This is a genomic window from Streptomyces sp. NPDC052064, assembly GCF_055585925.1.
This window is the reverse complement of sequence record NZ_JBVJJE010000019.1, coordinates 1-12,744: the sequence shown is the minus strand read 5'-3', so window position 1 is coordinate 12,744 and position 12,744 is coordinate 1. Positions and strand designations below refer to the sequence as shown.

Sequence of the window (12,744 nt, the reverse complement as noted above, 5' to 3'; positions counted from 1 at the left end):
CCAATCCAGTTGGATGCAGAACGCTCCAGAAGACGACATTCCAAGCCCAAACGCGCGCCGGAAGCGCTACTCTCTTCTTCTCGCTCACCGAAACCTGGCTCACCGAAACCTGGCCTTCCCATTCGACGGCCTCAGCAGGCCCACGGTTCGGTTTACGGCCCCGGAGGTGTCATGGACGGCGAAGCGATTCGTGTACGCGACCTGGTCCGGGATGTGGTGACCGAGGTGGCCCCGGAGGAACTGCCGCTGATGGCGGGTCTTGCCGGGTACGACGACGCCAGGGCCGTACGGCGGCTGGGCGGCAGGGACCGGCAGCGGGAGACTCTGGGATTCGGGCTCGGGGAGGTCGCCGCGCTGGTGACTCCGGTGGTGTGGCTGGCGGTGGACCAGGCCGCGCAGCGGATCGTGGGGACCTGGGTGGACAACGGGATCACCAGGACGGGTACCGCCCTGCGCAGGCTGTTCCGCAGGCCTGTGTCCGAGCCGGTGGCGATTCCACCGCTGACGCGTGAACAGCTCGTGCTCGTACGGGAGTCGGTGCTGACGATGGCTGCGCAGCGCGGGCTGGAGTCGGAGCGCGCGGCGGTGATCGCCGACGCGGTGGTGACCAGGCTGGTGCTGGTCGAGACGGAGGCCGACGGGGCACCCGGTCTGCCCGGCTCGGATACGCCGGACAGACCGGAACGGCCGGACAGGCCGGACGAGCCCTGATGGTCGTCTTACCCACGGATGCCGCTCCCGGAGCGGCGGAGCGGCCCGCCGCCTCCGTCCCGCTCGACGAGCGGGTCCTCGTGGCGGGTACGACCCTGCGTTTCGTCCTGCTCCTGGCTTTGTTGGCGGCGGCCGGCTCGAGCATGATTCCCCGGATCGTCTGGCACCTCCTCGCGTCTTCGGAGAAGGCCGACATGGCGGCGGCCTGTTCCCTGGCGGCAGGGATCGATCCCAGCGTGTCGATGAACACGAGCTTCATCCAGTCCAGGCGTCAGTCGGCCGCGTTGGAGGAGTGCACAGCGCGGTTCGCGCAGGACTTCACCGGGGTCGCGCTCGGTTTCGGGACCGTGGCGCTCGCCGCGGCCTTCGCCGTCTACTGGTTGCTACCGGTGTGGCGGACGCGGCGCACCAAGGTCGTACCGCTGGACGTGATGGACGTACACGGCGGACTTCGACCGCTGCTGGACGAGTTGGTGACCGTCGCCGGGCTCGACCGTACGCCCCGCTTCGTCGTCGATCCGGCGTCGCGGACGACCGGCGCCGTCGCGTTCGGCCGCCCGCGCCGGCCCGTGATCCGCCTGGACGGCGGTCTGGTGGTCACCGCCGACACCGAGCGGGCACGGTTCCGTGCCGTGGTGCTGCACGAGCTGGCGCATCTGCACAACAAGGACATCGGCATCACCTACGCCACGGTCGCGCTGTGGCGGGTGTTCCTCGTGCTGGTGCTGCTGCCGTGGGTGGCCGTGGGCATGGACATCCTCTTCTTCCGTGGGACGGCGGACGTCCGGGGCATGTTCGCCCCGTTCAACACGCACGCCCAGGTGCTCGGCGGTCTGCTCGTACTGGCGGTCTATCTCTCCCGCCTGGAGATCGTGCGCCACCGCGAGATCTACGCCGACCTCATGGCCGCCCGCTGGGGCGCGAGCGCGGAACCGTGGGAAGGTGGCGCTGCCCGGCAGCGCTCCGAGGGAGGGTGGCGGGAACTGCTCGTCCGGTTCGCCGGGCTCTGGCACACGCACCCGTCGCAGGCGCTGCGCCGGGCCTCCCTGACCGACCCGAAGGCGCTGTTCGCGCTGAAGGCACTGCCCCTTCTCCTCGCCGGGCTGGCGGCGGACATCCTCGTCTGGCACTTGGACGCGCTGCCGTACGAACTCCTGTGGCTCAAGGCGGTTCTCGTCGCGGGCCTGGTCGTGGGAATCGGCGGCGTCGCGCTGTGGCGTGCCGTGTTGTACGCGCTCCTGGCCGGGCGGCCGGTCCCTTCGGGGTGGTCCGTCGGACTGTGGCTCGGGCTCGGCGTCGTGGTGGGGGAACTGACCGGGCCGCACGCCGCGATGAACCAGTGGCTGCCCGCGCACCCCGAGGCACTGCTGATCCTCGTGGCCGCACTGGTCCTGGTGATGACGTGGACCGCGCAGAACGCCGAGTGGTGGCTGCGGACCTGGCGAGGGCGTTCGCTGGGTCCGGTCATGCTCGCGGGCCTGACGGTGCCCGTGCTCGCGTACGCCTCCGTCATGTGCTGGTGGTGGTTCCTGGGCGAGGTCCTGACGGGTGGCTGGCCGTTCACGACGGCCGGGTTGCTGGCCTCGTACGACCTACCCGGACTGCCGCCCCCGCCCTCGGACATCGGGCTGCTGTGGCACATCGTCGCGGTGGTGGGCCTCCTGCCAGGCACGCTCTCGCGTGTCGGGAGTCTGTGGTGGGCGGAGGTGCTGTTGTGGGTGCTGCCGTTGCTCGCTCTGGTCATCCCCTCCCGATCGAGTTGCGGCTTGGGCGCGGAACGCCCGAGGTGGCTCGCTTGTACGCTGCCGGGCGCGACGGCGTCGGCTCCGGCTCCGTACGGGCCGGGGCGGTTGCTGGCCGCTGGGCTGGCAGGCGGAGTCGTCTGCTCGGCCGGGCTGGCCGTGGCGCTGGTCCGGCTGCGTATGGCGGACCTGGGGGCCGCGGGGACGACGGGACCGCTCCGACTCGCGCACATGATGGGGCCCGTCCTGGTGATCTGCGCCGCGATGGCCCTGACGGCCGCCGTCGTCGCCGCGCTGACGGACTCGGGATGGCTGACGGCCGCGCTGGTGGCGGCGGGGATCACCGCGTTGCTGGGCGTGGGAGTCACGTACGCCCTGATGCGGGCGGACGCGAGTGCCGGGCCGGGCACGGCGTCGTGGTCGCTGTCGCAGGACGTCCATCTTCCCTACGCGGTGGCCCTGGGCACGCTGGTGGCGGGCCTGGCTGCCTTCGTGGGCCGGGGCGCCGGGCTGCTCTGGCGGTGGGTAATCACCGGGCGCCGGGCCGGAGCGCGATCGGCGGCGCGGCTCGTGCCTGTCGAGGAGCGTTCGCTCCGTCCGGTGTGGCGGCGCGCTGTCCGCGTGGCGGCGATCGGAGCCGTCGTGGCCGGGGTCGGTGCCACGGTGCTCAGTGTGGACGTATCCGAGTCGCACGGACGGTCCTCCCGGGCGGCGGCGCTGATGCTGGACCAGTCGACGCCCGCGCCCTCGGCGACGGTGTCCCGGCTCCAGCACCAGGCGTGGGCGGCGGCCGGAGGGCTGGAACTGCTCCAGGCACTGCGGGCCGCGGAACGCACCTACAGCGCCGCCTTCTCGGCCGGAGGAAAGTCCACCACCGACGCCGAATTCCTCCGGGTGATGGACCGGATGAAGAGCACCTGCGGGGAGATGGACCGGGCGACGCGGCGGGCGAGCACGTACTTCAGCGTGCCCAGCGCGGCGGGACAGCGGATGTGGGCACGTGTGCTGACCCGGCACCGGACGATGGTCGGCACATGCCGGTCCCTGGCCGCTCGGCCGAGCACCACGACAGCCGAGGCGGCGGGCACCGCCCGCCGGAACGCCATCGACTCGGTGGACGCGATGTTCTACTGGCTCGCCGAAAAAGGGGCGATCCGGCCTAAGTCATCGTGAATACCCGGGCGCTTGCCCCATTGACCCAACCGACCCCAACCCCACCGGAGGGCGGACACATGACGATCACCCCCAACACATCGAGGCGACGCATCGCGGTCCTGCTGCTGAGCGGCGCGCTCGCGCTGACCGCGTGCGGCGGAGGCAACAAAGACGGGGAAGGCGGCGGTAAGGGCAGGGGCGCCACCACCCCGAGCAAGGAACCGGGCGAGCGCCACACCGTCGTCCTGGAGGTCACTTCCGACTACGGCCGACCTGTCGCGATCAACTACTTCGGGCACGCCAACGGCCCCGACGGCATGAAGGTGCTCGGGGAGAAGGACGGGGAACTGTCGGCCGAACCGCCGTGGAAGACCACGCTCACGGTGGACGGCAAGGACGTGTGGGTCAGCCTGATGGCCAACGGGACCGGCTGTCTCGGCCGGGCGACCGGGGGCGACTCCTGCGAGACCGGGGCCATCCCGAACCGCGAGGACATCGAGGGGACCGGCACGACCACTTGCCGTATCACCATCGACGGCAAGGTCGTCGCGAAGAAGTCGTACACCTGGCCCACGATCATCCCGGTAACCTGTCTGACTCCGCTCAAAGGGAAGGCCGGTGAGGGGCGATGACCGACGACTCCTCGTCCCTGTCGCCGGGTCCGGCCTTAAGTCCGGGCCCGGACCCGGATGCGCGCCGTCGCTCACGTCGGCGGGCCTTGCTGCTCGCCCTGCTTCTCCTTCTCCTCATCGTCGCCGGCCTGCTCCTGTGGATCTTCAACGGGCCCGGCGGCGACAAGGGGGCCAACGGGGCGGGCGACGACCGCAACTCGTCGCCGCGCGCCGACCTGGCGCGCGCCGCCGCCCTTCTGCGTGACGCCCCGGCGCTGCACTACACGGGCACCATGGGCGTCACAGGCGCCCAGGGAGGCGAGGACGCCCGAGTGGACCTGATCGTCAGCAACCCCGCCGACGCGCTCGGTACGTTGAGAATGCCCGACAGTCCGGCACTGGACTACGTGGGCATCGACGGCAAGTCGTTCCTGCGTGGGAAGACCGAGGCGTGGCGGTCGCTCGGCATGGCCGAGAAGTCGAAGGTGCTCGCGGAGCACCCTTCGATGGTGCAGCCGGGGATGTTCTTCTCCCAGGACCTCGCCACGGCCCTGGCGCCTCCGGCGCTGGCGAAGACCGTGCTGGCGGAGGACGTCCCCGATGAGAAGATCACCGTCGGCAAGCCCGTCACCGTGGGCGACCACACCTGCACCCCGATCCACGCCGACGACACCACCATCTGCCTGAGCGACGAGCGGGTGGACGGCGCCCGGTTCGTCGACCGGATCAGCTTCCCCGGGGGGTCGGCCGTGCTCGACATCAAGGCGATGTCCAGGCAGGAGGTGGAGCGGTTCTCCACCGACTTCCGGTCGAAGCTCCCCCTGATCCGCGACTCGGTGGACCCCCGGATCGACGTGACCACCCAGATCCTGCGCGACTACAAGGGTGAATGCGCCCCCACCGCCTGCGTCTTCACCGCGCGGGTGACCGTTACGTACCTCGGGTCCACCTCGGACCCGGACGCCTCCAAGGCCATCCCCGTGACCTACTCGTGGGCCATCGACCGGGACGGGACGCCGGTGGAGCTGGACCCGGAGTGCTCAGGTGCCCTCCTGATCAAGCCGGGCGAGTCGGAGGACCTGTCGTGCACCGCGACCGGGCCGTCCGTCGGGTCCGGGGCGAGCCGGGGCCAGTACCACGGCGAGATCCACACCTCCGACCGCGCACTCACCCCGAAGGAGTACGAGCGCCTGGTACGCCTGGCCGCCGACAACAGCAAGAAGATCGCGGTGCTTCCTGATCCGCCGACACCCCGCTGACCGGCCCGCCTGTACCCGTGCCCGTACTCAGGCCTCACCCGGACCAGTCGATGATCACGACTCGATACGCGCCCTGGTTTCCAGCGTCTGCCTTGCGCCCATCAGTCACTGCGGCGGCGATCAACGCCACGAGGTTGTCGGTCCAGCAATCGGACTCTTCAGTCGCTACCTCAACGCCGCATCCGCTGCGGACGAGATTGGGCCCGTCTTGACCGGCGAGCCGCAGCAACCACTGACACGCTGCGGATCGGGACGAAGCACCGTCCCAGGCTCTCTCGGGCTGCACGGGGCACTACGAGAGCGGGACGTTAAGGCAACTGCATTGACGGGCAGTGGCATCATCGGCCCGAAGTCGTGACCCGCACTTGCGTACCTGCCTGTACCAGCAGGAGAGTTCTGCGCGAGGCCGGTTTCCCCGAACGCCCGGAAACCGGCCCCGGCCAGGACCTCACGGTCTCGCCCGGTCGACCGGCTCACAGGGGCGTGCTCAGGGGAGCAGCTACAGGTTGAACTCGATGTGCTCGATGTCCGTGAATCGGACTTCCTCCAGACTGCCGGCGCGGCGGCCGCCGTCCTGGAAGTACATCTCCTTGAGCCCTTCGGCGGCGATCTGCTGCAACTGCTGGTCGCCGGCGCCGGCCTGCTGGGCGTCGAAGAGACGGGCGGCGTATTGCGGCGGCAGCGCCACGGTCAGGTGTCGCAGCCGGGCGTCGTCGGTTGTGCCGACCGGCGCGGTGTAGCCGATCCGGGCACGGGTGTCGATGACGATGCCGCCGGTGGTCGCCGCCGTCTGCCGGGCCTTGGCCCGGATCTGCGGCTGCCATCGCTTCTTCACCTCGCGGTCCAGGCGTGCGGCCAGGTCCGGGCGCGGCTTCTTGATCTGGTCCTTCACGTACCGTTCGACGGTGCGCTGGGAGATGCGCAGCATCTGGGCGACCGGCCTGGTGCCCTTGAGCTGCTTGACCAGGTACCGCATCTGCGCGCCCGCGCTCTTGGGCGCCGGGCGGGTGAACGACTTCTGCACTGCGGCTTCCAAGCCGTCCCCGAACAGGCTCATCGCCCTCTCCTACTCTCCGTTGTCGACGTCGGTGACGGTGCCGTCCTTGATGTACCGGGCAAGGTTGAGCTCCGGCGCGTTGAACCGCTCGCGGACCTCTTCGCCCCACAGGACGGTCTGCGTGCCCTCGTGCTTGACCAGGCCCGGGTTGATGCCGAGCTTGAAGCCGCCGGGCAGCGGCTTGCCGTCCCGGTAGGGCAGGAAGTCCAGCGGGCTGGTGCCGTCAGCCGCGTACACGACGCAGTCGGAGAGGATCGCCACCGGGTACTGCCCGGTGAACGCCGCGTGCTTGACGATTTTGCGGTGCAGGTTGACGCGGGTGCGGGAGATGACCGCGGCGCGGATGTCCGGCCGCCACGTCGGGCGGGACAGGGCCCGCCACGGCTGGCCCGGCCGCCAGCCCTCGCCGCGCGGGCGCTCGCGCAGCTTGCCCAGGCCGCCCTTGACCGTGGCCTTGATCGCCGAGACGACGATCGCCAGCTGGGGGTCGCTCTCCTTGTAGCCGTCCATAGCCGCCAGGAAGTCGGCCGACGCCATGTCCGCGCCGACGCCGAGGTCGGCCATCGTGGCGAGGTAGGCGTCGCGCAGCCGGTTGTACCAGCCGTCCAGGTAGCGGCCGTTCTCGTACCGGACGTATGCCTCAATCGGGCGGACCTCGTAGCCGAGCTCCACCGCGTAGGCGACGGTGGGCGTGGCGTACCAGGCCGGGCCCTCCGGTTGCTCGCCCTTCGGGGTGAACGGGCTGGGCAGCAGATGTGCGTCCAGGTCCGCCCACTTGTCCTTGCCGATCTTCACCCTCGACAGGTCGACGTGGGACAGGTCGACCAGCCACGAGCCGGGCAGCTTCGGGTCGAACACCGGTGCCTTGGTGTGCGTGGGCGCTCCGAGGCCGACGACCAGGCCGTTGGCGCCGGCGGCGAAGGCCATGTTCACGTCGATGCCGACCAGATGCCGCAGGGTGCATTCGGCGTCGGTCATCGGCCGTGCCCAGTCGTACGCCTCCTCGAACAGCTTCTCCGCCGGGCCGCGGACGTGGAATCGGGGCAGGTCCTTGAGCAGCGGATGGCCGTCGGGGGCCTCGCACGGGGCGCAGTCGACCGGGTCCTTGCCCAGCGAGCCGGGGTTGTGTTGGGAGTGCCGCTTGCCGTCGGCGTCGGGCTCGGAGGCGCGGGTCGGCGGGTGGAGCGCGGTCATCAGCTCCAGGCCGGTCACGGCCGTGGAGCCGCGCGGCGTCATCACCCGGGACGCGTACACGCCCAGCACGCGGGCGAGTTCCGCCGGCGGAAGCTGCCCGGCCTCGCCCCAGTGGCGGGAGTCGAGCGCGTGCCAGGACGGGATGCACAGCTGGACACAGGTCCGCTCCGAACCCTGCGCGGGGCGATAGATCCGCGCCCACGGCCCGAACCCGCGCTTGGTGAGCTTCCAGCCGGCGCGCGCCAGCTGCTTGATGACCTTGTGCCCCTCCGGGATCCGCCCGGCGAGCCGCTCCTCCTCCGTGAGGGCGACGGGGAGGCCGTAGCGCTCCAGCGCGGACTCGGTGAGCACGAGGAGCGGGTCGGCGTCCTTGCCCGGACCGGACAGCTTCGGCTGCCCGAGCCGCGCCTCCTTGAGCGTCCAGTCCACCAGTGCCGGGATGGTCTTGGCGGGCACGTCCAGGACCAGGCCGCCGGTGCAGTACGCGAGGACCTGCCCGTCCTCGACATCGACGACCGCCAGCGGTCCGTTCTCGAAGCGCGGGTCGGTGCCGCCCGCCGGGGTGTCGGCCGGAGCCGCCTTCCGCGTGCCCGGGCGGCGCGGCGTCGCCGTGCTCCTGGCGGTGCGCGCCGGGCGCGGCGAGGCCTGCTCGGCAGCGGCGGGAACGGGAGCGGAGGTGGTCTGGGTGTTCTCGCGTTCGGTCATGGCCGCGGCCTCGGAGGCCGGACCTGTGGACAGAGCCCGCTCCTCCGGGGCGGGCTGGCTGGTGCACGCGGCCGGCACCGAGGTGGCGGCGGGAGCGGGGTAGAGCTCCGTGAGTTTGTTCAGCAGCCGCGCGTAGGCCTCTCGTTCGGGGCCGCGCGGCTCGGTCGTCTTCTTGACCGACTCCCAGCCGGACACGGTGGCCCGGCGCACCTTCAGTGCGGCGGCCACGTCGTCCAGCGTCAGGCCGTGGGCCTGGCGCAGCCGTTTGCGCTCCTCCGCCGGCGGCAGCGGAGCCCGGGACGCGACCAGTGCGTCGACCGCGTCGAACAACTCCGACATGAAGCACCTCCTGACTGACATCCTACGGCGCGAACCGTATAGATAGCGTAACTTTCGCGTATGAAATGCGTACAGTACGCGTACGATATGCGTTCGAGGGGTGTCAGGTGGGCGTTCGCCGACGCCGTCCACCTCGACCAGGTGAAAGTGGACGGCTGGTGCACCTTCGCCACAACCCCACCGGCTGGAGTCGGCGCTCCCCCTGGCGGTGGAGCCGGCGCGGCACACTGGCCGAGGAGAACCACTGGCGGGTGCGCACCGCCCGCCGCTCCGATCGGGCCGTCACCCGCGGCTGGACCACTCCGCCGCAGGACGCGCCTGAGCTGAAGCCCGCGGTGGTGGACGAGGTCGCCTGCCCTGCCTTCGGCACGGCAGGCGCCACGTCATTCTGAAACAGCTGTTAGTCGACGTCGGGCGCGGTGCTCTTCCTGCCCCGCGCATCGGCAATGGCGTACGGCAGTCCGGGAAGGAGCAGCGCCGGGGCCGCCCACAGTGGCAATGTGAACAGCACCCCGTCGCCGCCCAGCCATTGCGAGAGCAGCACTGCGGGCAAGCCGACGACAAGGGCGACCGCCAGGGTCCTACCGAGCCCCAGGCTGCCGCGCCGCAGCTCCCAGGCGACGGTGACCGCTGCGACGACGGCCCAGAAGGCGACATCGTTAGCGCTGACGACCCGTTCGGTGGTCCACCGGAGCAGACACGTGGCCAGTGTCAGCCAGCCGATGACGAAGCAGACCATCGCCGCCGTGCGCAGCAGCCGGCGGACAAACGGAGCGCGGGCCCGCGCCCAGGAGGCGGCGAACTCCTTGACGTCGTCGCCCACGACGTCCTGGGGCGTGCGGCCTGCGGCCACCGCGTCCTCCAGATGAGCGGAGAGCTCGTCGAGCATCTCCCGGACGGATCCGTCGTCGATGCCCCGGTACTCCCAGTTGCTGCGGCAGACCGCGAGTATCTGCTGGTTCGTCATGGTTCGCTGGTCCGGCATGGTGCGCTTCCCCCCGTGGGTTCGGTGTCGGTCAGGATCCGCCCCACACGCCCGCTGAAGGCGTGCCACACGGCCCGGCCGCTCGCCAGTTCGGCATGTCCCGCTTCGGTCAGGCGGTAGTACTTGCGTGGGGCGCCACCGCTGGCCGACGGGGCGCGGTACGAGGAGATGAACCCCTCCCGCTCCAGCCGGGCGAGCAACGGATAGATACTGCCTTCGCTCACGAGATCGAGCCCGCTGTCAGCGAGTGCCGCCACGAACTCGAAGCCGTAGCGCGGCCGTTCGGCGATCAGCGACAGCAGGCACAGATCGAGCACTCCGCGCAGCAGCTGACTACGGCGCTGGTCACCGATAGCGGGCAGCCCCTTTGTCATGCGGTACAAGATAGTCAGCCATTGCCATGCGCCGCAAGATACTTGCGACGCATGACAGGGCTCCGACGGGTCAGGTCCTCGCGGCAGGTATGGACAGATCAGCTCGCCGTTTTATGGGCGCCGTCATGAGGGTGGACGAAGACCGCGTGACAACTCCCCGGCTGCGGCTGAGTGGCGTCGTATGGCGAGGGGATCGCTTCGGCCTGCTGGGCATTGTTCCGCTCGCGGTGACGGCCTTGTGCATCGCCGACCACCACGACCGACAAGAGTTTCTCTCCGTCGTCAGTGGTATCGGCCTCTTCGGTGCATGGTGTTCGTGGTCGGGGCTGGATTCTGGTGGGCCAGCGGGGCGCGATCCACTACCTGGTCGCGGGCGGCCGCCGCGGCCGCCGACAGCCTCCCGCTCAGCCCCAACGGCAAGGTCGACCGGCGGCGGCTGGCCCAGGCACCTCCCGGTCCGCCCGGGGCCCGCCCCGAGCGGACCGCGGCCGACGGGAGAGCCGGGGACGCACGACGGCCCCGCGGATCCGGAGGAGCAGCGGGTGGCGGCGGTGTGGGCCGAGGTGCTGCAGGTCCCGCAGCCGGGACCGGATGCGGACTTCTTCGCCCTGGGCGGTGACTCGTTCCGGGCGATCCGCGCCATGAGTGCGCTGGCGCCGGACCTGCCGCCGACCGAGTTGTTCCGCCACCCGACGGTCGGCGCGCTCGCCGCCCGGCTGCGCACGGTGAGGCACCCATGACGGACTTTCACGGGGGAACCCGACGCGCCCACGGGGGCCGGTGCGAGCGCTGGCCGCGTTCGTGGAAGGGAGGGCCCTGTTGGGTACGGGGGTGACCGCACGACCGGCGGGATACCGGCAGGTGATGTCGGTGCCCGGGTGGCGGCCCTGGGCGCTGACCACACTGCTGAGCCGGATCCCCGACGCGATGGCGCCGCTGGCGCTGGTGCTGCTGGGCCATCAGACGGGATCGTTCACCGTCGGCGGACTGGCCTCCGGCGCCCACGCCATCACCGAGGCCGCGCCGGCGCCGTGGCTCGGCGTGCTCGCCGACCGGTGGCGCGGCCACCGCTACGTGCGGGTGGCGCCGGTCGTCCGCGCCGCCGCCTACACCCTGCTGGCCGCCACCGCCACCGTGCTGCCCGCCGCGGCCCTGGTGATCCTGGCGGGCGTGGCGGGCGGCATCGGGGCCGGAGTGCCCGGACAGCTCGGAGCGCTGCTCGCCCGCACCATGGACCCGCCGCTGCTGCACCCGGCGATGAGTCTGGACACCACACTGCTGGAGCTGGCCTGGACCGTGGCCCCGGTCGGCGTGTCCGTGCTGGTCGCCGTCGGCGACCCCCGGCTGGCGTGGCCACCATGGCCGTGCTAGCCGCCGCCGCGGCACTGGCCTCGCTGCGCCTGCCGGCGGCACCGTCCGACGGCGACGGGGCCGACGGCGCCCGGCCTTCGGGACTGGCGCTGGGCCCGATCCTGCTGCGCACGGCCCTGCCCTCCCTCGCACTGGCCCTGGTCGGCGGCTTCGCCGGCGGCGTCCTGGACACCGCGGTGCCACCCGTACTGGACGCCTCCGGTTCCCACGCCTCGCTCGCCGGGGTCCTGTTCACCGGCTACTCCATCACCAGCGTCGTGGGCGGGCTGTTCTACGGGCTGCGGCGCTGGCCGGGCAGGATCCACCGCCAGGCGGCGGCGCTGCCGGCGGCCCTGTGCCTGGTCCTGCTGCCGGCGGCGCTGGTGCCCAGCCTGCCGGTCATCGCGGTCAGCATCGTGGCGGCGGGGCTGTTCGCCGCGCCACAGCTCACCGCCCGCTCTCTGACCCTGCAGCGGGACCTGCCGGAGTCGGCGTGGAGCGCCGGGTTCTCCGCCTTGTACGCCGCCAACGGCGCCGGGTACGGCCTGGCCGGTTTCGCCGTCGCCGCCCTGCTCCCCCTGGGCGCGCACTTCGCCTTCGCCGTCCCCCTGGCGGTCTGCATCGCCGCCGCCGTCGTCGCCTTCCTCCCTTCAGGAACCGCCCGTTCCTGAGCCGGCACGGTCTCGTACCTCCACCGGCGCCGCGACCCGCCGGCCTCCTACGAACTCCGGGCCGAGGAACTGCGCGACCCTACTGTGACCGCCGCGCAACCCTGGTTGACCGCGGCGCCCGAGGAGGTGTGAGCTGTGGCAACGGCCTAGGTCTAAAACTGACGGACGTTATCGACAGGTGGGTCTTCCGTCCCTAGGAGACCCGCATGACTGAACGCGAGCTCGCAAGACGCGCCCGGCACCGGCTCAAGAACGCACGAGCCGTGGCCACCCGTTACGACAAGCGCGGCTACGTCTGCCTCGGCACAGTAACCGCCGCCGCCCTGGTCATCTGGCTTCGCACGTGATCGGCCGGACAGCTCCTAGCGCTGGCCGCCGACGTTCCTGCGTCGATCCTCGCTGAAGTCACAAATACAGCGTGAGCAATGCGGCCCGGTGGGCCACCCTGGCCAAGCGCGACTGGACCGGTTACGTCAGCAGCCGGCGAATCGGCGGCTAAGACGTCATCTCATTTGGGTCGGTAGGCTGTCGGTCGTGGTCTCGATCGTTGAGCGGCTGGTGCCGGATGAGCTGTGGGAACTGTTCCAACGG

General features: G+C 71.1%; 12 protein-coding genes and 2 pseudogenes. 10 read left to right on the top strand and 4 right to left on the bottom strand.

All coding sequences use genetic code 11. The annotated features are described in order from the left end of the window. Nucleotides 1–171: 171 nt before the first annotated feature. From ACZ6TU_RS36640 to ACZ6TU_RS36625, 4 genes are all read left to right on the top strand, one after another. A complete protein-coding gene (locus ACZ6TU_RS36640; protein ID WP_469553133.1) occupies nt 172–711 on the top strand; it encodes a hypothetical protein in 540 nt (179 codons plus the stop codon). After that, nucleotides 711–3,626, top strand: a complete 2,916-nt coding sequence (locus tag ACZ6TU_RS36635; protein WP_467681886.1) for a M48 family metalloprotease — start codon at nt 711–713, stop codon at nt 3,624–3,626. The genes ACZ6TU_RS36640 and ACZ6TU_RS36635 overlap by 1 nt, the downstream gene beginning before the upstream one ends. Nucleotides 3,627–3,685: 59 nt before the next feature. Then, on the top strand, nt 3,686–4,240 hold the full coding sequence (locus ACZ6TU_RS36630; protein ID WP_467681888.1) for a hypothetical protein: 555 nt from the start codon (nt 3,686–3,688) through the stop codon (nt 4,238–4,240). Between the two features lie 86 nt (nt 4,241–4,326). Next, the gene (locus tag ACZ6TU_RS36625; RefSeq protein WP_469553130.1) at nt 4,327–5,478 is read left to right on the top strand and encodes a hypothetical protein; all 1,152 of its coding nucleotides are present in this window, start codon (nt 4,327–4,329) and stop codon (nt 5,476–5,478) included. A 499-nt stretch (nt 5,479–5,977) separates the two neighbouring features. Here ACZ6TU_RS36625 and tpg read toward each other — a convergent pair whose 3' ends face one another. After that, the gene (gene tpg / locus ACZ6TU_RS36620) at nt 5,978–6,535 is read right to left on the bottom strand and encodes a telomere-protecting terminal protein Tpg (protein WP_469553127.1); all 558 of its coding nucleotides are present in this window, start codon (nt 6,533–6,535) and stop codon (nt 5,978–5,980) included. 9 nt (nt 6,536–6,544) lie between these two features. Beyond that, nucleotides 6,545–8,773, bottom strand: coding sequence for a telomere-associated protein Tap (gene tap / locus ACZ6TU_RS36615; protein ID WP_469553125.1), 2,229 nt, complete (start codon nt 8,771–8,773; stop codon nt 6,545–6,547). Nucleotides 8,774–8,931: 158 nt separating this feature from the next. On the opposite strand from tap, the gene ACZ6TU_RS36610 reads away from it, so the two are divergent. Next, on the top strand, nt 8,932–9,165 hold the full coding sequence (locus ACZ6TU_RS36610; protein ID WP_467681895.1) for a hypothetical protein: 234 nt from the start codon (nt 8,932–8,934) through the stop codon (nt 9,163–9,165). 8 nt (nt 9,166–9,173) lie between these two features. Here the strand turns inward: ACZ6TU_RS36610 and ACZ6TU_RS36605 are convergent, their stop codons facing one another. Both ACZ6TU_RS36605 and ACZ6TU_RS36600 read right to left on the bottom strand, forming a co-directional pair. Further along, nucleotides 9,174–9,758 carry a hypothetical protein gene (locus ACZ6TU_RS36605; RefSeq protein WP_469553123.1) on the bottom strand — a complete coding sequence of 195 codons (585 nt, stop codon included), beginning with the start codon at nt 9,756–9,758 and terminating at the stop codon, nt 9,174–9,176. Continuing rightward, on the bottom strand, nt 9,737–10,132 hold the full coding sequence (locus ACZ6TU_RS36600; protein WP_467681899.1) for a PadR family transcriptional regulator: 396 nt from the start codon (nt 10,130–10,132) through the stop codon (nt 9,737–9,739). Before ACZ6TU_RS36600 ends, ACZ6TU_RS36605 begins: the two co-directional genes overlap by 22 nt. Nucleotides 10,133–10,158: 26 nt before the next feature. Here ACZ6TU_RS36600 and ACZ6TU_RS36595 point away from each other — a divergent pair. From ACZ6TU_RS36595 to ACZ6TU_RS36575, 5 genes and pseudogenes are all read left to right on the top strand, one after another. Further along, nucleotides 10,159–10,425 (top strand): annotated as a pseudogene (locus ACZ6TU_RS36595) (DUF6336 family protein); the annotation flags it as partial. Nucleotides 10,426–10,674: 249 nt separating this feature from the next. After that, nucleotides 10,675–10,872 (top strand): acyl carrier protein, encoded by a 198-nt coding sequence (locus ACZ6TU_RS36590; protein WP_467681907.1) that lies wholly within the window; start codon nt 10,675–10,677, stop codon nt 10,870–10,872. Nucleotides 10,873–10,963: 91 nt separating this feature from the next. Then, on the top strand, nt 10,964–11,503 hold the full coding sequence (locus ACZ6TU_RS36585) for a hypothetical protein (RefSeq protein ID WP_467681901.1): 540 nt from the start codon (nt 10,964–10,966) through the stop codon (nt 11,501–11,503). After that, a complete protein-coding gene (locus ACZ6TU_RS36580) occupies nt 11,491–12,153 on the top strand; it encodes a hypothetical protein (protein ID WP_469553120.1) in 663 nt (220 codons plus the stop codon). The genes ACZ6TU_RS36585 and ACZ6TU_RS36580 overlap by 13 nt, the downstream gene beginning before the upstream one ends. 236 nt (nt 12,154–12,389) lie before the next feature. Continuing rightward, nucleotides 12,390–12,500, top strand: a pseudogene (locus ACZ6TU_RS36575) (IS5/IS1182 family transposase); the annotation flags it as partial. Nucleotides 12,501–12,744: the final 244 nt, after the last annotated feature.

Coding starts and splice junctions, on each gene's coding strand:
- ACZ6TU_RS36640 (WP_469553133.1), top strand. CDS start 172: ATGGACGGCGAAGCGATTCGTGTACGCGACCTGGTCCGGGATGTGGTG.
- ACZ6TU_RS36635 (WP_467681886.1), top strand. CDS start 711: ATGGTCGTCTTACCCACGGATGCCGCTCCCGGAGCGGCGGAGCGGCCC.
- ACZ6TU_RS36630 (WP_467681888.1), top strand. CDS start 3,686: ATGACGATCACCCCCAACACATCGAGGCGACGCATCGCGGTCCTGCTG.
- tpg (WP_469553127.1), bottom strand. CDS start 6,535: ATGAGCCTGTTCGGGGACGGCTTGGAAGCCGCAGTGCAGAAGTCGTTC.
- tap (WP_469553125.1), bottom strand. CDS start 8,773: ATGTCGGAGTTGTTCGACGCGGTCGACGCACTGGTCGCGTCCCGGGCT.
- ACZ6TU_RS36605 (WP_469553123.1), bottom strand. CDS start 9,758: ATGCCGGACCAGCGAACCATGACGAACCAGCAGATACTCGCGGTCTGC.
- ACZ6TU_RS36600 (WP_467681899.1), bottom strand. CDS start 10,132: ATGACAAAGGGGCTGCCCGCTATCGGTGACCAGCGCCGTAGTCAGCTG.
- ACZ6TU_RS36580 (WP_469553120.1), top strand. CDS start 11,491: ATGGCCGTGCTAGCCGCCGCCGCGGCACTGGCCTCGCTGCGCCTGCCG.